Raw genomic sequence first — 22,931 nt, 5'->3', positions numbered from 1 at the left:
AGAACTCCGCCCCCGGTAACGGTCAGTAAGCAGGATTCGGGGAGTCAATCGTCCACGTACGGGCAGTGGCGGCAGCCGCGTCCGCAGCACGTGCCACGGCGGGCCAGGAAACCGGCGCTGAGCACGAACAGCCCCGTCGCCGGGTCGAGGTAACCGGCCTCCCCGGCGGCCAGCGCGGCGGCGTGCGCGGCGAGGATCCGAGCCCGGTCGGGGCGCTCGGGCGGCAGCCGGGACGGGTGCGGCTCGGTGAGCGGCCGATCCGCCAGGGGTCGTCGCTCGTCACTCACCCGCAGCAGTCTAGGAGGACCCGTCGGCGGTGGCCCCGCCGTGCCCCGGGCCGGCGGAAATGCGGTGCCGGCCGGGGTGACGCCTCGATAGAGTCCCCGGGCCGCCGGCCGGCGGCGCCAACCCGCACGGACAGGCGGCGACAGTGAGCCAGCAGGTGGAGCAGTCCCCGGCGATCCAGGCGGGGACGACCCCGTCGCTGTGGCGCAGCCGAAACTTCCTCCTGCTCTGGGGCGGTCAGACCGTCAGCGAGCTGGGCACCCGGATCACGAACGTGGCGGTGCCGCTGCTCGCCGCCGACACCCTGCACGCCAGCGTGTTCCAGATCTCCCTGCTGACCGTCCTGGCCTGGCTGCCGTACCTGCTGTTCTCCCTGCCGGCGGGCATCGTCGCCGACCGGCTCGACAAGCGGCGGCTGATGATCGTTTGCGACCTGGGTCGGGCCGCGCTCCTGCTGTCGGTGCCGGTGGCCGCGCTTGTCGGCCACCTCACCCTTCCCTTCCTGTACACGGTGGTCGGGCTCGGCGGCGTGCTCACCGTGCTGTTCACCGTGGCGTACAAGACCCTGCTGCCCCGGCTGGTGCCGGCGGACCTGCTGGTGGACGGCAACGCCAAGCTGACCATCAGCCAGGACGCCGCCGAACTGGTCGGCCCGACGGTAAGCGGCGCCTTGATCGGGCTGGTCGGCGCGGCCCGCACCTTCCTGGCCAACGGGTTCGCCTTCCTGGTCAGCGCGCTGACGCTGATCCTGATCCGGCAGCCACCGGTACGCCGCGAGCCCGCTCCCCGCGTACCCCTGCGGGTGGAGCTGACCGACGGGCTCGGCTTCATCCGGCGGCAACCGATCCTGGTCAGCATCCTGGCCTGCACGACGTGGTCGAACTTCTGGGTGATGGCGTCCGCCTCGATCGAGGTGACCTTCCTGGTGCGTGAGCTGCACGCCGCGCCGGTGCAGGTGGGTCTGGTCTTCTCGGTGAGCGCCGTCGGCGGGCTGGTGGTGGGGGTGCTGGCCGCCCGGCTGTCGGCCTGGCTCGGCTCGGCCCGGGTGATCTGGGTGGCGATGACCGCGCCAGGCCCGTTCTACCTGCTGATGCCGTTGGCCCGACCGGGCTGGGGACTGCTGCTCTACGGGGTCGGGCTGGCCGCGTTCTCGGCCAACGCGGTGCTGTTCAACGTGGCCGCGATGTCGTACCGGCAGCGGATCGCCCCGCCGGCGATCCTCGGCCGGGTCAACGCCGCGTTCCTCTGGATCTGCTTCGGGGTGATCCCGCTCGGCGCGCTGACCGGGGGCGCGCTCGGCACGGCGCTGGGGCTGCGCGGGGCGCTCTGGGTGTGCGTGCTGGGCACCTGGGCGGCGTGCCTGTTCGTGGTCTGCTCACCGTTGCGCCGCATGCGGGACACTCCGCCGCCGGTTTCGTCGTAGGGTCCGACGATGGCCACCTTTGCCGCGCCGGACGGGACGGCGCTCGCGTACCGGACCCTCGGGGGTGGTGACCCGCTGGTCTGCCTGCCGGGCGGCCCGATGCGCGACTCCGCGTACCTCGGCGATCTCGGTGGCCTGGGCGCACTGCGGACGCTTGTCGTTCTCGATCACCGGGGCACCGGTCGGTCGGCGGCGCCGGCGGATGTCTCCACCTATCGCTGCGACCGTCTGGTCGATGACGTGGAGGCACTGCGTCGGCACCTGGGCCTCGACCGGCTGGACCTGCTCGGGCACTCCGCCGGCGCCAACGTGGCGGCGCAGTACGCGGCCCGGCACCCCGACCGCGTGGGCCGGCTCGCGCTTGTCACCCCGAGCACCCGGGCGGTCGGGCTGCCGGCGACGGCCGCGCTGCGTCAGGAGGTCACCCGCGTCCGCGTGGCCGAGCCGTGGTTTCCGGCGGCGGCGGAGGCCCTGGATTCCATGGTGGCCGGTTGGGCCAGTCCGGAGGCCTGGCAGGCGATCGCCCCGTTCTTCTACGGCCGGTGGGACGAGACGGCCCAGGCGCACCAGGCGGCCGAGGCCGGCCAGCGCAACGAGGAGGCGGCGCGGATCTTCGGCAGCGAGGGCGCCTTCGACCCGCCGGCCACCCGCGCCGCGCTCGGTGCGCACCGAGGCGCGGTGCTGCTGGTCGCCGGTGAGGTCGACCTCGGCGCGCCGCCCGGCCTCGTGGCCCAGCTCGGCGAGCTGATTCCCGGGGCCGAGGTGGTCGTGCAGGCGGGCGCGGGCCACTACCCGTGGCTCGACGACGCCGAGGCGTTCCGCGCGACGCTCGCGGCGTTCCTCGCCGGTCCGGCCGGGGCTTGAGTCTCCACCGGGGGGAGACAGCAGGGTGGGGGCATGGACGGGGAAGAGCGCTACACGATCGGTGACCTGGCCCGGCGGAGCGGCCTGAGCGTCAAGACCATCAGGTACTACGCCGACAGCGGGATCGTGCCGCCCACCGATCGGAGCCCGGCCGGCTATCGGCGGTACGGCCCGGATGCCGTCGCCCGACTGGAACTGGTCCGGACGTTGCGCGACCTGGGCGTGGATCTGGCGTCCATTCGGCGGGTGGTGGACCGCGAGGTGCCCCTGCACGAGGTGGCCGCCGCGCACGCCGAGGCTCTGGCGGTGCAGATCCGGGTGCTGCGGCTGCGCCGGGCGGTGCTCACCGTGGCGGCGCGGCGGGGGTCGGGCCCGGCGGAGGTGGACGACCTGCACCGACTGGCCCAGCTCACCACCCGGGAACGGAAGCAACTGGTGGACGACTTCCTGGACAGCGTCTTCACGGGCGACCCGCCGACGTACCCGGGGGTGATCGTCTCGATGACGCCGGAGCTGCCCGACGACCCGACCACCGAGCAGGTGCAGGCGTGGCTGGAGCTGGCCGAGCTGTGCCGGGACACCACCTTCCGGGCGAGCATGCGGCGGCTGGCGCGTCAGCACGCCGCCGACCACGACGTACCCGGGCCGCCCCGCCCGGACGCCGTCGCGATCGTCCGGAACGGGGTGGCGGCCGCCCTGGCGGCCGGTCTCGATCCGACCGGCCCGGAGGCCGAGCCGGTGGTCGCGGCGGTCACCGGCCGGTACGCGCGACTGCACCACATCCCCGACGACACCGACCTGCGCCGTCGGCTGCTGGACCGGCTGACCCTGGCGAACGACAGCCGCCGGGACCGCTACCTCGACCTGCTGTCGGTGATCAACGGTTGGGCGACGGGTGGCGGGGTGACGCCGGCGGTGGACTGGTTCAGTCGAGCGCTGCGCGCCCGGCTGCCGGCGGGGGCCTGATCTCAGCCGAACCAGGTCATCGCCTGACCATGGCCCCGGGTCCAGGCCAGCGGCTTGCCGTCGAGCGCGAGGACGTTGTGCAGCGCCGCGTCCGGCGGGTCGGGCAGCCCGTCGTAGGGCAGCACCTCCGGGGCCTCGTTGGCGATCCAGTGCCCCGGCAGCTCACGCACCAGCCGGACGAACGCCTCCCGGCGCGCGACGGGCACCTGGTAGAGCACCGAGGTGTGGAAGACGACAAGCGTCGCGTCGGCCGGCGCCCGCGCGGCAAGCGCCGGCAGGTCGTCCACCAGGTCGCCGCGGACCAGCAGCGGCGGGTCGGCCGCGGCGACCGCCGCCGCCGCACGCAACCGGGCCCGCCGGTGCGCGTGCTCCGGCCAGATCAGGGCTTCCAACCAGGACACGTCGCCGGCGTCGGTCACGTCGAGCGGGTTCAGGTCCAGACCGGCCCGCCACACCACCTGGGGTACGCGCGCCGGCGGCACCAACCCACCGGCCGCGCACTCCAGCACCGGCGTGCCGTCGCCGACCTCGTACTCGCCGTACCGATAGGCGTACCGGTCGGGATAGAGGCAGAGCCCCGCCGACGCGCCGACCTCCAGCAGGGCGAGGGGCTGCGGCAACGCGGCGAGCACGGGCAGCAGGACGGCACACCGGCCGGCCTCGTTCGTCTGGGTGGCTCGGGCTAGCACCTGCGCCTCGACGGCCGGCCAGTGCGCCACCGTGTAGTCGTGGAAGGCGACCGGGTCGTCGACCGGCCCGCCCAGCCAGCGCACGACGCCGAACAGCAGGTTGGGTTGCCGCTTGCCGGGCGGGAGCGTGTCGAGCAGGGCGAGCAGGTCGCCGTCGTGGGCGACGGCGTGGGACAGCCGCTCGTACGTCGGTGAGACGCCGTGCGCCTCGCGGGTGCCGAACTCGACGTACGCCTCGATGGTCGTCATGCCCCGATCGTCGCAACGTTCTGCCGAGTTTTCAGCCCCGCGGCTCCCGGCCCGCCTCGGTGCCATCGGCGGCCTTCATCACCAATGCCTCCGGGCCCGGGCGACGGACAGGACGGTGGCCAGCAGGGCGAGACCCGCGACGATGCTCAGGGTGTGCTGGGCGACGGCCACGGCGGGATACTCGACGGCCACGTAACCCGCCGGCCGGATGACGGCCATCGGCAGCTTCCAGCCGCCCCACGCGAACAGCGAGCCCGACGCGGCGAACGCGAACGTCAGCGGAATCCAGCGCGGCAGCCGACCGGGGCGGCGACGGTCGAGCGCCCAGACGCTCCACCCGCCGATCAGCGCCCACAATCCCGCGTTGCCGTTCAACAGGCGGTCGTTGAGGTCACCGCCACCAGCGCGGTGCGCGGACTCGATGCCCAGCGTCCCGCCGCACGCCCAGGACAGCCAGAGCAGACCCAGCGCGACGGTCACCGTCACCGCCGGCAGCACGAACCACGACGGGCGGGGCGGCCGATCCCCCAGCCGGCCCAGGAAGGCGGCCGGCCACCGTTGCCGCAGATAGATCGGCAGAGCCACGGCCAGTCCCGCCGCCATTCCCAGGAAGCCGACGCCGATGAGGAGACCCTCCCAGGCCGGCGCCTGCCCGCCACCGTCGACGGACCCGCCGCCTTCCAGCGCCGCGAGAACACCGCTGACCATCAGGTACGGAAGCATCGGCACCAGGAAGCCACCGCCCACCCAGGCGAAGAAGATCAACGGTCGCGCGGGAATCCGCCTGCCCCAGTCCTGGGCCAGCGCCAGCCCGACGGTGACCCCGATCGCGGACATCCCCACGGTGACCGCGTTGAGCACCACCCAGGCGACGGTTCCCATGTCGTCCGGCCCGCTCCCGAGCAGCGCGACAGCGATCCAGACGACCTTGACGAGCAGGTACAGGGACATGGCCGACGCCGCCGCGTAGCCGGCGACCTTGCGGGCGGCGCTCCACCGCGCGCCCATGTCCTGCTCGGGCGGCACCGCCGCCACCGTCACGCCGATCTGTGCATCCGTCACTGGTCCCGCCCTCCGCTACAACCGCCCCGACCCGACCCGACCCGACCCGGCTCGGCCCGGCTCCGGCTCCGGCTCCGGCTCCGGCGAGCCTCTCCCGGTTACCGGCCGTCGGGATCCCGCCGCAGTGGGACCTTCGTGCCGCCTCGTCCCCCGACCGAGGGAACGGCTCAGGCCACGAGCGTGGCGGGTGATCCCCGCCGCGCATCCCCTGCTGGGCGACCGCCTCGCCGATGGGGCATCATCGAACCACCGGCGACTGGCGGCACGGGGATGGTGGAACCATCGGGGAGCCTCTCGCGGACGTCGACCGCCTGGGCGCCCGCGTCGAGGGATTTCATGACCACGACACGCGAATCCGCAGAGACCCACACCACGTCGGGTGCGGCTCGACTCCTGCCGGGCGCACCCGTCGCCGACGCCATCTTCGCCGAGGTCGCCGCCGCGGTCGCGCGCCTACGGGACCGCGGGATCACACCGAGCCTCGCCACCATCCTGGTGGGCGACGACGACGCCAGCGCCGGCTACATCGGCATCAAGCAGCGTCAGGCGGCCGCGCTCGGCTTCGCCTCCCCGCACGTGCATCTGCCGGCCACCGTCACCCAGGCCGATCTGCACCGGGCCATCGCCCGGTTCAACACCGATCCGGCCGTGCACGGACTGCTCGTGCAGTACCCCGTCCCGGGACACCTGGACTACGACGCGGCGCTGCAGACCATCGACCCGGACAAGGATGTCGACGGTATGCACCCGCTGAACATGGGCCGTCTCGCCGTCGGCCTGCCCGGCCCGCTGCCGTGCACCCCCGCCGGCATCGAAGCCCTCCTGGCGCACCACGAGATCCCCGTCGCCGGCCGTGAGGTAGTCATCCTCGGCCGCGGCGCCACCCTGGGCCGGCCCCTGGCGATGCTGCTCGCCCAGAAGCGCCCGACCGCCAACGCCGCCGTCACAGTCGTGCACACCGGCGTGCCCGACTGGGCCCGCTACACCCGCCGCGCCGACATCCTCGTCGCCGCCGCCGGCGTACCCGGAATCGTCCAGCCCGAGCACGTCAAGCCGGGCGCCGTCGTCATCGGCGCCGGTGTCCGCTACGCCGGGCGGCGCCTCCTGCCGGACGTGGACGAGGCGTGCGCCGAGGTCGCCGGCGCCATCACGCCCCGGGTCGGCGGGGTCGGTCCGACGACTGTCGCGATGCTGTTCCGCAACGCCGTGCGCGCCACCGAACGCGCGACCCGGTAGACCCTCCGGCTTCAGTGCGTGATCGCGGGTTCGCTGAAGTCGGGGTGTCCGGGCGGGCGCGATACCCCGAGTTCCTGGAACTCGAGTCGATCACGAGGGCGGCGGAAACTGCGCTGCCCCGGCCTCCGGGCAGGAGGTCGGGGCAGCGCTGACGCGTACGTCAGCTGCAGCCGCTGGTGGAGCCGCAGCCCTCGCAGACGTAGCAGCTACCGGCGGGGCGCATCTTCGTACCGCAGGTGAAGCAGAGCGGCGCGTCCGCGGCCTTGCCGATCACGGCCTCCAGCAGTTCGGTGCTGGAACCCACGCTCGGAGCCGGCTTGGCGGCGGCCACGTCGGCCATCTCCTGGGCCGGCTGGGCGACGGCCTCGGTCTTGGCCGGAGCCTCGACCGGCGCCGACGACGCCATCGCGGTGAGTTCCGCGCCGGTGACGGCGGCGGCCTCCGCGTCGGCCTCGGCCCGCAGCTGGGCGGCCCGCTCGCCGGCGGTGAAGATGCCCAGCTCGGCGCGGCGCTCGTAGGGCAGGAAGTCCAGCGCCAGGCGACGGAAGATGTAGTCCATCACCGAGGCCGCCATGCGCACGTCCGGGTCGTCGGTCATGCCGGCCGGCTCGAAGCGCATGTTGGTGAACTTGCTGACGAACGTCTCCAGCGGCACGCCGTACTGCAGGCCGATGCTGATGGCCACCGAGAAGGCGTCCATCACGCCGGCCAGGGTCGAGCCCTGCTTGGACATCTTCAGGAAGACCTCGCCGAGGCCGTCGTCCGGGTAGGACGACGCGGTGAGGTAACCCTCGGCGCCACCGACGGAGAAGCTGACCGTCTCGGACGGGCGCTTCTTCGGCAGGCGCTTGCGCACCGGCCGGTACTCGATGACCTTCTCCACCGCAGCCGGCGCGGCCGGCGCGGCGGCTGCGGTCTCGACGGCGGCCGGCGTGGTGGCCTTGTTGGACTTGGCCACCGAGAGCGGCTGGCCGACCTTGCAGTTGTCCCGGTAGATCGCCAGCGCCTTGAGGCCGAGCTTCCAGCCCTCGAAGTAGATCTTCTCGACGTCCTCGACGGTGGCCGCCTCCGGCATGTTCACCGTCTTGGAGATGGCGCCGGAGACGAACGGCTGGATGGCCGCCATCATCCGCACGTGGCCCATCGGGGCGATCGACCGCTCGCCCATCGCGCAGTCGAAGACCGGGTAGTGCTCCGGCTTGAGGCCCGGGGCGTCGACCACGTGGCCGTGGTCGGCGATGTGCTCGACGATCGCCTCGACCTGCTCCTCGGGGTAGCCGAGGCTGCGCAGGGCGCGCGGCACCGTCTGGTTGACGATCTGCATCGAGCCGCCGCCGACCAGCTTCTTGAACTTGACAAGCGCCAGGTCCGGCTCCACGCCGGTCGTGTCGCAGTCCATCATGAAGCCGATCGTGCCGGTCGGGGCGAGGACGCTCGCCTGCGCGTTGCGCCAACCGAACTTGTCGCCGATCTTGTTGCCCTGGGTCCACTGCTTCGTCGCCTCGCGGACGATCGCGGTGGCCACCGGGCTGGTCGGCTTGATCTCGTCGTTGGCCGCGGCGTGCTTGCGCATGACCCGCTTGTGCGGCTCGGCGTTGCGGGCGTAGCCGTCGTACGGGCCGACGACGCCGGCCAGCTCGGCCGAGCGGCGGTACGCGGTGCCGGTCATCAGCGACGTGATCGACGCGGCGACCGAGCGGCCCTGGTCCGAGTCGTACGGCAGGCCGGTGGCCATCAGCAGGGCGCCCAGGTTGGCGTAGCCGATGCCGAGCTGCCGGTAGGCGCGGGAGGTCTCACCGATCTTGTCGGTCGGGAAGTCCGCGAAGCAGATCGAGATGTCCATCGCGGTGATGACGAACTCGACGGACTTGACGAACTTCTCCACCTCGAAGCCACCGTCGGCGCGGAGGAACTTCATCAGGTTGAGCGAGGCCAGGTTGCACGAGGAGTTGTCCAGGTGCAGGTACTCCGAGCACGGGTTCGACGCGGTGATCCGCCCGGTCTCCGGGCAGGTGTGCCAGCCGTTGATCGTGTCGTCGTACTGCAGGCCCGGGTCGGCGCACTCCCAGGCGGCCTGGGCGATGGAACGGAACAGCTTCTTCGCCTCGACCGTCTCGATGGTCGACCCGTCGAGCCGACCCCGCAGGTCGAAACCGCCGTCGTTCTCCACCGCCGTCATGAACTCGTCGGAGACCCGGACCGAGTTGTTGGCGTTCTGGTACTGCACGCTGACGATGTCGGAGCCGCCGAGGTCCATGTCGAACCCGGCGTCGCGCAGCGCGCGGATCTTGTCCTCCTCGCGCGCCTTGGTGACCACGAACTCCTGGATGTCCGGGTGGTCGACGTCGAGGATGACCATCTTGGCCGCCCGGCGGGTCGCGCCGCCGGACTTGATGGTGCCGGCCGAGGCGTCCGCGCCGCGCATGAAGCTGACCGGGCCGGAGGCGTTGCCCCCGGAGGAGAGCAGCTCGCGGGACGAGCGGATCCGCGACAGGTTGACGCCGGAGCCGGAGCCGCCCTTGAAGATCAGCCCCTCCTCCTTGTACCAGTCGAGGATGGAGTCCATCGAGTCGTCGACGGCGAGGATGAAGCACGCGCTTACCTGCTGCGGCGACGGCGTGCCGACGTTGAACCAGACCGGCGAGTTGAAGCTGAACACCTGGTTCAGGAGCATCCAGGTCAGCTCGTGGGCGAAGACCTCGGCGTCGGCCGGGCTGGCGAAGTAGCCGTACTCCTCACCCGCGGTGCGGTAGGTGGTGACCACCCGGTCGATCAGCTGCTTGAGCGACCACTCCCGCTCCGGGGTCCCCACCGCGCCCCGGAAGTACTTGGTGGTCACGATGTTCGCGGCGTTGACGCTCCACGACTCCGGGAACTCCACACCCCGCTGCTCGAAGTTGATCGAGCCGTCCCGCCAGTTCGTCATCACGACGTCACGGCGCTCCCAGCTGACCTCGTCGTACGGGTGGACCCCCTCCGTCGTCCACACCCGCTCGATCTTCAGCCCCGTGCCTGCCTTGTTCCGTGAACGGCTCGTTGTCACGCCGTCGCCCCCCTCGTCTGCGCGGTCACCCACCGCGCGTCCTGATCTCTCGAAAAACTGTGAAGTCAGTTGGTACGGCCGGCGGCCTCGACCGCGTCGGCCCGGCCCTGCTCCCGGGCTCGCGCCACGGCCCGCAACGTCTCGATCTCGCGCTCGAAGTCGGCGAGCGAGTCGAACGAGCGGTAGACGCTGGCGAACCGCAGGTAGGCGATCTCGTCCAGGTCGCGCAGCGGGCCCAGGATCGCCAGGCCCACCTCGTGACTGGGGATCTCGGCGGCCCCCTTGGCCCGGACGGTTTCCTCCACCCGCTGCGCCAGCAGCGCGAGTGAGTCGTCGTCCACCGGCCGGCCCTGGCACGCCTTGCGCACCCCGCCGATGATTTTCGTACGACTGAACGGTTCGGTCACCCCGCTGCGCTTGACGACCGCGAGGACCGCCTCCTCGACTGTGGTGAACCGCTTGCCGCACTCCGGGCAGGAGCGTCGCCGCCGGATGAGCTGGCCGTCGTCGGCCTCCCGCGAGTCGACCACCCGGGAGTCGGCGTGCCGGCAGTACGGACACCGCATCGCCCAAACCTCCAAAATGATGATCCACCGCGGACCCGACCGGGCACTCCCGGACACGACTCGCCACGACGGCGCCACTGTCGGTGACGGCCGCCGTGATCAACGTTACGGGAGTGCGGTCGGTAGTCGAACCCAACCTGTAGGCAACTTACGCCCATGTCACTACTACATCTAGGGGTTGACCGTATGTCGCTGGCGAACGCGGGTCAAGTTGGTCGGCGTGTCCGGCGCGTCACGGACCATCCGGTCATCCGGACCCGCCGCTCCACCGCAGAACCAACGCCGACAAGCCGACCCGGTTACCGGCCACACGGCCCGACCACCCCGGAAAACAGCCACCGATCGAACACCCGTGCTATCCGACGTACCATTTATCAGAACATCCGTACGAGCGGAGCGGTTTTTCACCCCGACACGCCGGTGAGAGGTCGTACAGATGTTTGAAAATGACCGATCTCACCTATACGGTCAGGAACAACCGGGCGCGATGGATCTTCACCACACCCGGCGACGCACCACTCGAGCACCATCCGTGGCACCACCGCACGCACCACGAGCCGACGAGGCACCCAGCGCCGACCAGGGAGGACGGACGTGACCGAGGACCGGGCCAGCCGGCCGAAGAGCCCGCAGCAGATCTCCGAGGCGGGCCCGCCAGCCACCCGACGCCGCAGCGCCGCGCGCAGCCGGACGGGTCAGCCCGCCGTGCGCCCGGTCACCCCGGTGGTCAGCGCCTTCCCCGACCCGGCGACGGTCGACCTGACCGCCCGCCAGCGCCGCATCCTGGAGTTCATCCGCACCTGGGTGGAGCGGCACGGTTACCCGCCGAGCGTCCGGGAGATCGGCGAGGCGGTCGGCCTGGTGTCACCGTCGAGCGTCGCCTACCAGCTCAAGGAGTTGGAGAAGAAGGGCTTCCTGCGCCGCGACCCCAACCGGCCGCGCGCCGTGGACGTCCGGGCCCCCAGCGAGGCCATCGACGACGAGTTGTCCCGCGCCCAACGGCCCACCCCGGCGTACGTGCCGATGCTCGGCCGCATCGCCGCCGGTGGGCCGATCCTCGCCGAGCAGGCGGTGGAGGACATCTTCCCCCTCCCCCGTGAGCTTGTCGGCGAGGGCGAGGTGTTCATGCTCCAGGTCAAGGGCGACTCGATGCTCGACGCGGCGATCTGCGACGGCGACTGGGTGGTCGTCCGGCAGCAGCCGACCGCCGACTCGGGCGAGATCGTGGCCGCCATGCTCGACGGCGAGGCGACCGTCAAGACCTACCGGCGCCGCGACGGGCACGTCTGGCTGATGCCGCAGAACCCGGCCTTCGACCCGATCCCCGGTGACGACGCCACCATCATGGGCCGGGTCGTGGCGGTGCTCCGCCGAATCTGACCGGCCGGCGGGCGGGTGAGTGGTTTACCGCGCTCACCCGCGCCGCCCGACCGAAGAAGGCGCGGACCGCGTCAGTAGCGGTCGCCCCGGTGGCCACGGCCGCCCCCGGGATACTGCTCGTACGGGTCGGCGGGCGCATCGCCGTCCCGCCTGCGGGCCGGCCGTTGGCCCTGGTAGTCCGGCTCCTGCCCGCCACGCCGGGGCGGCTCGGCCCGACCCCCGCCGGGCTGGCCACCGCCGCCGTACACGCCGTTGCCGGGTCGACCGCCGCCACCCGCCGGACGGCCTCCGCCGCCGCCACCCGCCGGACGGCCTCCTCCGCCAGCACCCGCCGGACGGCCCCCGCCGCCGGCGCCGCCGTACACACCGCCACCGGCCGGAGCGGCACCGCCGCGACCGCCCGGACGGGCGGGACCGTAGCCACCACCCTCACCGCCCGGTGGGCGTGCGCCGCCGCCGTAGACGGCACCTCCGGCGGGAGCGGCACCGCCCCGGCCGGGACCGGCGCCGTAGACGCCGCCACCGGCCGCCGCACCGCCGTAGACGCCGGGGGCGGGACGGCCTCCGGCCCCCGGCACGCCGCCGTCGGCGAGCGCGCCGCGCCTGTCGTCGGGGTCGACATCCGAGCCCGACCCGTCAGCCGGCTCCGCCGACGGTGGCCGGCTGCGGGCCCGCAGGATGCCGAAAATGCCGGCGCCGACGAGCAGCAGACCGAGGACGCCGACCGCACCCACGAGGTAGGTGATGTCGTCGAAACTGAGGCCGTCGACCCAGGACTTCCCGGCGGCAGGCTTGGCACCCCCGGGAGCGGCCACGGCCGCCGCCACGCTCGTGGACGGCGTGTAGCTCAGGATGTCGACCGGCTCGTCCGCGGTGAGCTGACCACCGTCGGAGACGGTGACGAAGGTCTTCCCGTCCGACGTGTAGGAGATCGCCTCACCGAACGGGTCGGCCAGTGGCGTCACCCGCGGCTTGCCGGTGGTGAGCGCCCCGACGATGTCGCCGCCGGTCACGTCGTACTCGAAGGCGTCCGCGTACGTCCGGATGACGACGCGGCTGCCGTCCGGCGATCGGGCGGCACCGGTGACCGCGGACCGCCCGTACACGCTCAGCGGGTTCTCGGTAGTGGTCTTCGGGAGCTTGATCTCGCCGACCTTCTTCATCGGCACCGGCGCGGTGTCGCCGTTCTTCAGCTTCGCCGTCGGGGTGAAGATCTCCGAGTTGCCACTCGACACCTTGGTGATGATCAGCGGGAGGCCGTCGGCCCCCACCAGCAACGCCTCCGCGTCGTGCGGCTTGGCCTCGGGATAGGAGAGCCGGTGCAGCACGGGCTGCTTGCTGCCGTTGATCGGCATGGTCCAGACCGCGATCCGGGACCGCCGCTCCTTGCTGCTGGTGTTGTCGCCGATGTCACCGATCCACAGGGTGTCGCCCTTCGGCGACACGGCCAGGTCCTCGGTGTCGAACGGCCCCTGGCCCGAGTAGCGGACCGGCTCCTTGACGACCTTGCACTTGCTGTCGAGGAAGAAGATCCGCTTGCGCGCCTCAACGTCGGTGCCGTCGTTGATGACGATGTAGCCGCTCTTGGTCGCCACCAGCCCGGACAGCTCCCGCAGCCGCTCGTCGGCGACCGTGCAGCGCTTCTTGCCGGGAGTGGCGGCGGGCGGCTGGGATGATCCGGGAGCGGGAGCGGCAACGGCTACTCCGGCCAGCGCCACGGTTGCCCCGAGCAGGCCGAGGGCAACCGTGACCGAGGAAACAACGCGGCGCATTCGGCCAGTGTCGCATGCCACGCGTTTCCGGTGGATGACGCCGGGGGCGCTCAGGGCCGGCTGCCGACCGCCTGGCCCTCCCGCGCGACGTCGAACGGCGCCAGCTCGGCGGCGAGCGCCGCACTGACCCGGACGTGCAGCAGGGTGCCCTCCGGCAGGTGCGACGTGCTGAGCACCTCGCCGGTGCGGTGCACGCGGGACACCAGGTCACCCCGGTCGTACGGCAGGACGGCCCGGACCTCGACGGCGGGTTGCGGCAGCCGCTCCTCGATCGCCGCCCGCAGGGCGTCGATCCCCCGCCCCGAGTACGCCGAGACGAAGATCGCCTCCGGCCAGAGGCGCTTGAGGCGCAGCAGCCTGTCCTCGTCGGCCGCGTCGGTCTTGTTGACCACCAGCAGCTCGGGGAGCCGGTCCGCGCCCACCTCGGCGAGCACCTCGTGCACGGCCCGGACCTGCTCCTCCGGATCCGGGTGGGTGCCGTCGACGACGTGCACCACCAGATCCGCCTCCGCGACCTCCTCAAGCGTCGAGCGGAACGCCTCGACGATCTGGTGCGGGAGGTGCCGGACGAAGCCGACGGTGTCGGAGAGCGTGTAGAGCCGTCCGTCCGAGGTGGTGGCCTTGCGGGTGGTCGGGTCGAGCGTCGCGAAGAGCGCGTTCTCCACCAGCACGCCCGCGCCGGTCAGCCGGTTGAGCAGGCTGGACTTGCCGGCGTTGGTGTAGCCGGCGATGGCCACGGCGGGCACGGAGTTGCGGGTACGACGGGCCCGCTTCGTGACGCGTACCGTGCGCATGCTCTTGATCTCGCGGCGCAACCGGGAGATGCGGTGGCGGATGCGCCGCCGGTCGGTCTCCAGCTTGGTCTCACCGGGACCACGCACACCCACGCCGCCGCCGGCGCCGCCCCCGCGGCCGGAACCACCGGTCTGCCGGGAGAGCGTCTCACCCCAACCGCGCAACCGGGGCAGCAGGTATTGCAGCTGGGCCAGCTCGACCTGCGCCTTGCCTTCCTTGCTCTTGGCGTGCTGGGCGAAGATGTCGAGGATCAGCGCCGTGCGGTCGACGACCTTGACCTTGGTGCGCTGCTCCAGGTTGCGCAGCTGCGACGGGGACAGCTCACCGTCACAGATGACCGTGTCGGCGCCGGTGGAGAGCACCACCGCGCCCAGATCGTCGACCTTGCCGCGGCCGATGTAGGTGGCCGGATCGGGTCGGGTGCGACGCTGGATCAGACCTTCGAGCACCTGGGAGCCCGCGGTCTCGGCCAGCGCGGCCAGCTCGGTGAGGGAATTCTCGGCGTCGGTCACCGTGCCCTCGGTCCAGACGCCCACCAGGACGACCCGCTCCAGCCGCAGCTGGCGGTATTCCACCTCGGTGACGTCGGAGAGCTCGGTTGACAGGCCCGGGACGCGTCGCAGGGACTGTCGCTCCGACAGCTCCATCTCGCCAGTGGTGACGTCGTCGAACTCGTCCTCGACGGGGACGAAGCTCTCCTGGTCTCGCAAGCGGTTCTCCTGTCCGAAATGATGAGTAGAACGTAATCCTGACATGACACAACGCCGAACGCACCTGCTATATGCCCGTGCTGGACGTCGCCAAAAGTGGGGGCGAATACCGGTCGACCTCGACAACCCGGTAGAAAGGCGGGGCGGCGGCCGACCGGCCGCACAGCCGTGACGGAGGGATCCCGTGGCCATCACCCGACTGCCGAGCGCCGGATTTTCGATCACCATCCGGATCGCGGTTACCGCGGACGCGTCCTCGATCGGCCGGCTCACCACCTCCGTCGGCGAGGCCGGGGCGATCGTCACGGCGCTTGACGTGGTGGACTCGGACCCGACAAACGTGATCGTCGACCTGACCTGCGACACCGCCGACGCCGGTCACGCCGATCAGGTGGTCGAGGCGCTGACCGCGCTGGACGGCGTGGACGTGCGCAAGGTGTCGGACCGCACGTTCCTCCTGCACCTCGGCGGCAAGATCGAGGTGACCTCCAAGGTCGCGCTGCGCAACCGTGACGAGCTGTCCCGCGCGTACACGCCGGGGGTGGCCCGGGTCTGCATGGCGATCGCCGAGAACCCGGCGGACGCCCGACGGCTGACGATCAAGCGCAACACCGTCGCGGTGGTCAGCGACGGCTCGGCGGTGCTCGGGCTGGGCAACCTCGGCCCGGCCGCGTCGCTGCCGGTGATGGAGGGCAAGGCCGCACTGTTCAAGCGCTTCGGCGGCGTGGACGCCTGGCCGGTCGTGCTGGACACCCAGGACACCGACGAGATCGTGCAGATCGTCAAGGCGATCGCGCCCGCGTACGGCGGGATCAACTTGGAGGACATCGCCGCGCCGCGCTGCTTCGAGATCGAGGCCCGGCTGCGCGAGGCGCTGGACATCCCGGTCTTCCACGACGACCAGCACGGCACCGCGATCTGCGTGCTTGCCGCGCTTACCAACGCGCTGCGCGTCGTGGGCAAGCAGCTCGCGGACGTGCGGGTGGTCGTCTCCGGCGCCGGCGCGGCCGGCACCGCGATCATGAAGCTGCTGTTGCGCCAGGGCGTCGGCGACATCATCGCGTACGACCGCCAGGGCGCCCTGCACCGCGGCCTGACCGACCTCAACCCGGCGTGGCAGTGGCTGGCGGAGAACACCAACAAGGAGAACTACGCGGGTGACCTGCCCGGTGCGATCCGGGGCGCCGACGTGTTCATCGGGGTCAGCGCGCCGAACCTGCTCACCGGGGACGACATCGCCCAGATGGCGAAGGACTCGATCGTCTTCGCGCTGGCCAACCCGGACCCGGAGGTCGACCCGCGGGAGGCCCGAAAGTACGCCGCGGTGGTGGCCACCGGCCGCTCGGACCAGCCGAACCAGATCAACAACGTGCTCGCCTTCCCGGGCGTGTTCCGCGGGATGCTTGACGCGCACGCCGAGGAGTTCACCGAGGAGATGGCGATCGCCGCCGCCCGGGCCATCGCCGACGTCGTCGGCGAGGACAAGATCAACCCGACGGTGATCGTGCCGAGCGTCTTCGACTCGCGGGTCGCCCCGGCGGTCGCCGCCGCCGTCCGGGCCGCCGCGCACAACCCCAGCCCGCTGCCGGCAGCAGACCCGGGCCCGTCCGACCTCCCCGAGATCGCCGCCAACGCCAGCGCGACGCCCTGACCAGTAGTCCTTCGGTGTGACACCGGGAGGCGAGCCTCGGCTGGGTCGTCTCCGCTCCTTTGCTCTGCTTCAACCCACGCAACGGCGAGTGTCCGATAATCGGACACTGAGCGTTGCGCCGGGTGAAGCAGAGCAAAGGACCACCACAGACCGGTGGCAGCCGGGCGCGCGGATCAGCCCGGCGACAACCCGGGCGTGCGGACCAGCCCGGGCGCACGAACCAGCCCGGGCGTGCGGACCAGCCCGGGGTCGGACGGCGGCAGCCGGGGCGCGCGGACCAGACCGGCGTCAGGCGGCGGCGGACAGGGTGGAGAGGTCGACCTCGCCGGTGGCCACCAGGACGGCGGGGCCGGACAGCCAGCAGGAGTTCTCGGTGACCGTCACCGTGAGGCGTCCGCCGGGGACGTCGACGGCGACCACTCCGGTGTCCCGGCCGGCGTCGCGCAGGGCCACCGCGCCCACCGCGCACGCGCCGGTGCCGCAGGACAGGGTCTCGGCGCTGCCGCGCTCGTACACCCGCATCAGGGAGTGCGCGTCGGTGGCGTCGACCGGATCGCCCGCCACGATGAACTCCACGTTCACGCCGGCCGGGAAGACCTCCGGATCGAACCCGGGCGCGACGGTCAGGTCCAGGGCGGCCAGCTCCACGCCCGCCGGCAGGACGCAGACCAGGTGCGGGTTGCCGATGTCCACGGCGGTGCCGGGCAGGGTCAGACCGCCCAGGGTGGCGGTCGAGGCGTCGTACACCTGGGGGCGGCGCATCTCGACGGACACGGCGTCGCCCTCGACCAGCGCGCGCACGACGCCGGCCCGGGTGGCCAGCGGCAGCGCCGCGCCGACCGGCGTGGCCAGCTCGTTGTCGAGCAGGTACCGGACGAAGACCCGCGCGCCGTTGCCACACATCTCGGCGAACGAACCGTCGGCGTTCCAGTAGTCCATGAACCACTCGGCCTCACCGGCCAGGCCGGCGCTGTCCGGATGCTTGGCCGCGCGGACGACCCGCAGCACGCCGTCCGCGCCGATGCCCCGCCGGCGGTCGCAGAGCGCGGCGACCAACTCCGGGGTCAGGTCGAGCTGACCGTCCGGGTCGGGCAGGAGGACGAAGTCGTTGCCGGTGCCGTGGCCCTTGGTGAACTCCACGCCCCCATCATCGCGCAGTGGCCGGCGCCAGACGCAGGGCGGCCCCGATCAGGTCCGGCATCGCCGAATCCAGCCAGTGGATCCGCGGATCGCGCCGGAACCAGGACCGCTGGCGGCGGACGAAACGCCGGGTGGCCCGGACCGTCTCGTCGTGCGCCTGCGCCTCGGTCAGCTCACCGGCGAGCATCCGCAGCACCTGCTGGTAGCCGAGCGCCCGGCTCGCCGTCCGCCCCTCGGGCAGCCCCCGACCCACCAGCTCGCGGGTCTCCGGCACCAGACCGTCGGCCCACATCCGGTCCACCCGCAGCGCGATCCGCTCGTCCAGCAGACCGGTGTCCAGGTCGACGCCGAGCTGCACGGACGGGTAGTACGGCGTCGGCTGCGGCAGCGACGCCGTGAACGGCGCACCGGTCAACTCGATCACCTCCAGGGCACGGACGATCCGCCGGCCGTTGCCGGGCAGGATGCCCTCGGCAGCGACCGGGTCGGCGGCACGCAGCCGCGCGTACAGCGGCGCGGGGCCCACCTCGGCCAACTCCCGTTCCAGCCGCTCGCGCAGCGCCGCGTCGGTGCCGGGGAACTCGAAGCGCTCCAGCACCGCCCGCACGTACAACCCCGAGCCACCCACCAGCAACGGCACCCGACCCCGGGAGAGGATGTCGTCCACTGCCGCGCGGGCCAGCCGCTGGTACTCCGCGACGCTCGCCGGCTCGGTGACCTCCCAGATGTCGAGCAGGTGGTGCGGCACACCGTCCCGCTCGGCGGGGGTCAGCTTGGCGGTGCCGATGTCCATGCCCCGGTAGAGCTGCATCGAGTCGGCGTTGACCACCTCCCCGTCCAGCGCGTGCGCGAGCGCGATGCTCAACGCCGACTTGCCCGCAGCCGTCGGCCCGACCACCGCCACGACCGTGCCGGCCGGGACCGCGCCGCCGCCGGTCACGCGCGCTCCCAGGACGCCACGAAGTAGGCCACGCCGTAGGGGGCCGAGTCGTGCAGCAGCTCGCCGCGCCACCCGCCGCCGCTCGACCGGGCCGCCTCGGCGAGCACCTGCCACGACGCCCGGCCGGCGACCTTCAACTGCGCCGACACGCCCGCGTCCAGGCCGCGCAGGGCGTCCAGGTCCGCCTCGGCCAGGGCCGCGGCGACCCGCTTGTCGTACGGGAGGGCGCGCTCGTCGTCGCACCCGGGCGCTTTCTCCCCCCGGCAGGCCGACCCGTCGCCGAGCACCAGCAGCGCCACCCGGTCGCCAGACCCGGCGACCTGCTCGGCGAGCGCGGCCACCTCGACCGGTCCGGCGTCGGCGGTCACCTGCACGGCGCTCACCGGCGCGGCGGCCACGGCGGAACTCTCGGCGTGCCGGGCCAGCAGCCACGCGCCGACCGTCAGGCTCAACGGCAGCACCGCGCCCCGGTCCGGCTGACCGGGGATCAGGGGCACGTCCAGGTCGACGCCCCAGGGCTGCAGGGTGCCGGTGGCCGGGGGCCGGATCGGGCCGGTCGACGGGCCGACACCGAGCAGCACCACCGCGTCCGGATCGGCGGCCAGCAGCCGGCGTACGGCGAGGTCACAGGCCGCCCGCAGGTCGTCCAGCTCCCCCGCGGCGGCACCCGCGACCTCGGGCACGAGCAGAGGCGGATGGGGGCAGACAGCGGCGGCGACCAGTGGCACCCGTTCACCGTAGCGGGAATGCCCGGTGCGTCTCCGCGCCGATACGGTCAATCAGGCTCTAGGACACCGTATGGTCACGGTCGGCGATAGGCGCTCGACGCGGACCGGGTCGGACCTGTGACAATGCCGGAAGTAACTTGGCTGCGCCGTGGCGGCGACGGGGGACTGTTCCCTCGACGCCGGGAGAACGAGGATGGGCACATGAGCGACTGGACTGCCTTCGGACGGGTGGACGCGGACGGCACCGTTTACGTCAAGACCTCCGAGGGCGAGCGGGTGGTCGGATCCTGGCAGGCGGGGGCACCGGAGGAGGGTCTCGCGCACTTCGCACGCCGCTTCGCCGACCTGGTCACCGAGGTGGACCTGACCGAAGCGCGGCTCAACTCGGGCGCGGCGGACGCCGGGCACTCGCTGAGCACGATCAAGCGGATCCGCGCGACGCTGCCCGAGGCCCACGTGGTCGGCGACATCGACGCCCTGGCCGCTCGGCTGGACAAGCTGTCGACAGTCGCCGAGGAGAAGGCCACCGAGGCGCGTGCCGCCCGGGACGCCGCCCGCGGCGAGGCCCTGGCCCGCAAGACCGCGCTGGTCGAGGAGGCCGAGAAGCTCGCCGCCGAGTCCACCGGCTGGAAGACGGCCGGTGACCGGCTCAAGGAGATCCTCGACGAGTGGAAGACCATTCGCGGGGTCGACAAGAAGGCCGACGGCGAGCTGTGGAAGCGGTTCGCCGCCGCACGGGACGGCTTCACCCGACGTCGGGGCGCCCACTTCGCCACCCTGGACGCGACGCGCAAGCAGGCGCAGACCGTCAAGGAAGAGCTGGTCGCCGAGGCCGAGAAGATCAGGGACTCCACCGAGTGGGCGGCCACGGCCAACCAGCTCAAGGAGCTGATGACGCAGTGGAAGGCCGCCCCGCGTGCCTCGAAGGAGGCCGAGCAGAAGCTCTGGGAACGGTTCCGGGCCGCGCAGGACGCCTTCTTCAGCCGGCGCAGCGAGGTCTTCTCCGCCCGCGACAACGAGCAGCGCGGCAACCTGGAGCGTAAGCAGGCTCTGCTGGCCGAGGCCGAGGCCCTGGACATCGACGCCGACCCCAAGGGCGCCCAGGCCAAGCTGCGGGAGATCCAGGCCCAGTGGCACGAGGCCGGCCGGGTGCCCCGCGAGGCCGCCGCCGGGTTGGAACGCCGGTTGCGTGTCATCGACGACAAGGTCCGCGACGTGATGGACTCGGCGTGGCGCCGCACCACCAAGGAGGACAACCCGCTGCTCGCCCAGATGCGGTCCCAGGTGGCGGAGGCCGAGGAGCGGCTGGCCCGGGCGCAGAGCGCCGGGGACGCCCGCCGCATCAAGGAGGCCGAGCAGGCCCTCGCCTCCAAGCGCCAGTTCCTCCAGCTCGCCGAGCAGGCCGGCTGACCTGACGCTGTCCGAGAGCCCCCGGTCCCCCGCGCGGGACCGGGGGCTCTCGCGTGTCCGGGGGCTCTCGCGTGTCCGGGATGACGCGTCGGCGCGGGCGGGGCGGCGGGGTGTGCAGTTGACGCATCGAGGCGGGCTGATGAGAATGGGCGACGGAGCCAGGTAGGGCCACCGGGACGAGGGCGACGACGGCGGGTCTCCGCTGTCGAGGATCGGCCGGTGAGCTTCCGCGAGTGTCCCCGTCCGCGTGACATGGACCGTCGCGCACTGTCCGCGTACCCCAGAGGGGCCGTGACGTGCCGACGGCAGCTCGCCCGCGCGGCCTCATGGCCGACGCCGGGCCTGTGAAGTGGAGCTCGAATGTTCCGTCCCAAAGCTCTCGGCGGTGCGCTGACCGCGCTCGCCACCGTCGCGGCCGGCGTGTTCTTCGCCGCCGCCGTCAGCACCACCCCGGCCTCCGCCGCGGGCACCGGCACCGGTTATCTGCACACGAACGGCAGTCAGATCGTGGACAGCACCGGCGCCACGGTCCGGTTGACAGGCATCAACTGGTTCGGCATGGAGACCGACAACAAGACCTTCCACGGGCTCTGGTCGAGCAATCCGTGGCGGGGGCAGCTCGACACGATGGCCCGGCTGGGCTACAACACGTTGCGGGTGCCGTACTCGAACGACGCGCTGAAGCCGGGCGCGACCGCCACCGGGATCAACGACTTCGTCAACCCGGACCTGATCGGGCTGTCGCCGTTGCAGATCCTGGACAAGGTGATCGCCTACGCGGGCAGCAAGGGGATGCGGATCATCCTGGACCGGCACCGGCCGACGTCGGCCGGGCAGTCGCCGCTGTGGTACACGCCGACGGTCTCCGAGGCGACCTGGATCAACGACTGGAAGATGCTCGCCCAGCGGTACGCGGGCAATCCCACGGTGATCGGCGCGGACCTGCACAACGAGCCGCACGCCGAGGGCACCAACCCGGCTGCCACCGGCGCGTGCTGGGGCTGCGGCGACACGGCGCGGGACTGGCGGCTCGCCGCCGAGCGGGCCGGCAACGCTATCCTCGGTGTCCAGCCCAACTGGTTGATCTTCGTGGAGGGGGTGAGCTGCCCGAGCGGTGGCCTCTCCAACGTGTGGGACAACGACCCGAGCAACGACGAGGACTGCGGCTGGTGGGGCGGCAACCTGTCGAAGGCCGGCCAGTTCCCGGTACGGCTGAACGTGGCGAACCGGCTGGTCTACTCGCCGCACGAGTACGCCACGTCGGTGTACCGGCAGACCTGGTTCGACGCCCCGGACTACCCGGCGAACATGCCGGCCATCTGGGACAAGTACTTCGGTTACCTCTACAAGCAGAACATCGCCCCGATCATGATGGGTGAGTTCGGCAGCACCCTGGCCGACCCGAAGGACCGGGTGTGGCTGGAGAAGTTGATGGCGTACACGGGCACCGGGGTGACCGGGATGTCCTTCACGTACTGGTCGTGGAACCCCAACTCGGGTGACACCGGCGGCATCGCGCTCGACGACTGGACGAACATCAACACCACCAAGCAGGCGATCCTTCAGCCGTACCTGATCGCGCCGTCCGGTGGCGGACCCACCGGCGGACCCACGGGCGGACCGACCGGCGGGCCGACGGGTGGACCTACCGGTGGGCCGACGACACCGCCCCCGGGTGCCTGCACGGCCACCTACCGGCAGGTGAACGCCTGGCAGGGCGGCTTCCAGGGCGAACTGACAGTGAAGAACACCGGCACGGCCGCGGTGAACCCGTGGTCGGCGACCTGGACCTGGCCGTCCGGCGTGACGCTGGGCAGTGGCTGGAACGCCACGGTCACCCAGTCGGGTACGACAGTCACCGCTGCCGCGCCGAGTCACGCGCCGTCCCTGGCGGCGGGGGCCTCGGTCACCGTGGGCTTCACCGCCAACGGCACGGCAAGCACCCCGGCGACCGTGAAGCTCAACGGCGCGAGCTGCTGAGCCACCGGGTGGCCGGCGCCCACGTCGTGGGCGTCGGCCACC

The 22,931-nt window shown here is 72.2% G+C and carries 18 protein-coding genes and 1 riboswitch; of the genes, 8 read left to right on the top strand and 10 right to left on the bottom strand.

Annotation, left to right across the window (positions count from 1 at the left end):
* Positions 1-44 precede the first annotated feature (44 nt).
* Positions 45-287, bottom strand: coding sequence for a DUF5522 domain-containing protein (locus MILUP08_RS09090; protein ID WP_007456862.1), 243 nt, complete (start codon positions 285-287; stop codon positions 45-47).
* A 143-nt stretch (positions 288-430) separates the two neighbouring features.
* Here MILUP08_RS09090 and MILUP08_RS09085 point away from each other — a divergent pair, with 143 nt between their 5' ends.
* Genes MILUP08_RS09085 through MILUP08_RS09075 form a run of 3 tightly spaced genes read left to right on the top strand, consistent with a single transcriptional unit; the run spans position 431 to position 3,538 of the window.
* On the top strand, positions 431-1,708 hold the full coding sequence (locus MILUP08_RS09085; protein WP_007456860.1) for an MFS transporter: 1,278 nt from the start codon (positions 431-433) through the stop codon (positions 1,706-1,708).
* A gap of 9 nt (positions 1,709-1,717) precedes the next feature.
* Positions 1,718-2,572, top strand: a complete 855-nt coding sequence (locus MILUP08_RS09080) for an alpha/beta fold hydrolase (protein ID WP_007456858.1) — start codon at positions 1,718-1,720, stop codon at positions 2,570-2,572.
* 33 nt (positions 2,573-2,605) lie between these two features.
* Entirely contained in the window at positions 2,606-3,538 is a 933-nt protein-coding gene (locus MILUP08_RS09075) for a MerR family transcriptional regulator (protein ID WP_007456856.1), read from the top strand.
* Positions 3,539-3,540: 2 nt separating this feature from the next.
* Here MILUP08_RS09075 and MILUP08_RS09070 read toward each other — a convergent pair whose 3' ends face one another.
* Together MILUP08_RS09070 and MILUP08_RS09065 are read right to left on the bottom strand one after the other, a co-directional pair.
* Positions 3,541-4,476, bottom strand: coding sequence for a DUF2332 domain-containing protein (locus tag MILUP08_RS09070; protein ID WP_007456854.1), 936 nt, complete (start codon positions 4,474-4,476; stop codon positions 3,541-3,543).
* Positions 4,477-4,554: 78 nt separating this feature from the next.
* The gene (locus MILUP08_RS09065) at positions 4,555-5,538 is read right to left on the bottom strand and encodes a hypothetical protein (RefSeq protein WP_007456852.1); all 984 of its coding nucleotides are present in this window, start codon (positions 5,536-5,538) and stop codon (positions 4,555-4,557) included.
* Between the two features lie 242 nt (positions 5,539-5,780).
* Positions 5,781-5,862: riboswitch (ZMP/ZTP riboswitch) on the top strand.
* Positions 5,863-5,874: 12 nt separating this feature from the next.
* On the opposite strand from MILUP08_RS09065, the gene MILUP08_RS09060 reads away from it, so the two are divergent.
* A complete protein-coding gene (locus MILUP08_RS09060) occupies positions 5,875-6,774 on the top strand; it encodes a bifunctional 5,10-methylenetetrahydrofolate dehydrogenase/5,10-methenyltetrahydrofolate cyclohydrolase (protein WP_007456848.1) in 900 nt (299 codons plus the stop codon).
* 160 nt (positions 6,775-6,934) lie between these two features.
* On the opposite strand, the gene MILUP08_RS09055 is transcribed toward MILUP08_RS09060, so the two are convergent.
* Both MILUP08_RS09055 and nrdR read right to left on the bottom strand, forming a co-directional pair.
* Complete coding sequence (locus MILUP08_RS09055) at positions 6,935-9,850, bottom strand: vitamin B12-dependent ribonucleotide reductase (protein WP_007456846.1); 2,916 nt, start codon at positions 9,848-9,850, stop codon at positions 6,935-6,937.
* 32 nt (positions 9,851-9,882) lie between these two features.
* Entirely contained in the window at positions 9,883-10,383 is a 501-nt protein-coding gene (gene nrdR, locus MILUP08_RS09050; RefSeq protein ID WP_007456845.1) for a transcriptional regulator NrdR, read from the bottom strand.
* A 594-nt stretch (positions 10,384-10,977) separates the two neighbouring features.
* Between nrdR and lexA the strand changes: the two genes are divergently transcribed.
* Positions 10,978-11,763, top strand: a complete 786-nt coding sequence (lexA, locus tag MILUP08_RS09045; protein ID WP_007456842.1) for a transcriptional repressor LexA — start codon at positions 10,978-10,980, stop codon at positions 11,761-11,763.
* Positions 11,764-11,834: 71 nt separating this feature from the next.
* Here lexA and MILUP08_RS09040 read toward each other — a convergent pair whose 3' ends face one another.
* Positions 11,835-13,535, bottom strand: a complete 1,701-nt coding sequence (locus MILUP08_RS09040) for a hypothetical protein (protein WP_007456838.1) — start codon at positions 13,533-13,535, stop codon at positions 11,835-11,837.
* Between the two features lie 50 nt (positions 13,536-13,585).
* Positions 13,586-15,040 (bottom strand): GTPase HflX, encoded by a 1,455-nt coding sequence (hflX, locus tag MILUP08_RS09035; protein WP_007456835.1) that lies wholly within the window; start codon positions 15,038-15,040, stop codon positions 13,586-13,588.
* A gap of 184 nt (positions 15,041-15,224) precedes the next feature.
* Here hflX and MILUP08_RS09030 point away from each other — a divergent pair, with 184 nt between their 5' ends.
* Complete coding sequence (locus MILUP08_RS09030; protein ID WP_007456834.1) at positions 15,225-16,691, top strand: NAD-dependent malic enzyme; 1,467 nt, start codon at positions 15,225-15,227, stop codon at positions 16,689-16,691.
* A 288-nt stretch (positions 16,692-16,979) separates the two neighbouring features.
* On the opposite strand, the gene dapF is transcribed toward MILUP08_RS09030, so the two are convergent.
* The 3 genes from dapF to MILUP08_RS09015 are packed head-to-tail and all read right to left on the bottom strand — an operon-like array spanning position 16,980 to position 19,499.
* Positions 16,980-17,831, bottom strand: a complete 852-nt coding sequence (gene dapF, locus MILUP08_RS09025) for a diaminopimelate epimerase (protein WP_007456832.1) — start codon at positions 17,829-17,831, stop codon at positions 16,980-16,982.
* Positions 17,832-17,838: 7 nt separating this feature from the next.
* Positions 17,839-18,783, bottom strand: a complete 945-nt coding sequence (gene miaA, locus MILUP08_RS09020) for a tRNA (adenosine(37)-N6)-dimethylallyltransferase MiaA (protein ID WP_377555672.1) — start codon at positions 18,781-18,783, stop codon at positions 17,839-17,841.
* Positions 18,768-19,499 (bottom strand): class III extradiol ring-cleavage dioxygenase family protein, encoded by a 732-nt coding sequence (locus tag MILUP08_RS09015; protein ID WP_007456829.1) that lies wholly within the window; start codon positions 19,497-19,499, stop codon positions 18,768-18,770. The genes miaA and MILUP08_RS09015 overlap by 16 nt, the downstream gene beginning before the upstream one ends.
* 201 nt (positions 19,500-19,700) lie before the next feature.
* Here MILUP08_RS09015 and MILUP08_RS09010 point away from each other — a divergent pair, with 201 nt between their 5' ends.
* Positions 19,701-20,909: a DUF349 domain-containing protein gene (locus tag MILUP08_RS09010; protein ID WP_007456828.1), complete on the top strand. Its 1,209-nt coding sequence runs from the start codon at positions 19,701-19,703 to the stop codon at positions 20,907-20,909.
* A 360-nt stretch (positions 20,910-21,269) separates the two neighbouring features.
* Positions 21,270-22,889: a cellulase family glycosylhydrolase gene (locus tag MILUP08_RS09005; RefSeq protein WP_007456827.1), complete on the top strand. Its 1,620-nt coding sequence runs from the start codon at positions 21,270-21,272 to the stop codon at positions 22,887-22,889.
* The last annotated feature ends 42 nt before the right edge of the window (positions 22,890-22,931 follow it).

The organism is Micromonospora lupini str. Lupac 08, assembly GCF_000297395.2.
GTDB lineage: Bacteria > Actinomycetota > Actinomycetes > Mycobacteriales > Micromonosporaceae > Micromonospora > Micromonospora lupini.
The sequence above is the reverse complement of the archived record's forward strand: the minus strand, read 5'-3'. Positions and strand labels throughout refer to the sequence as shown.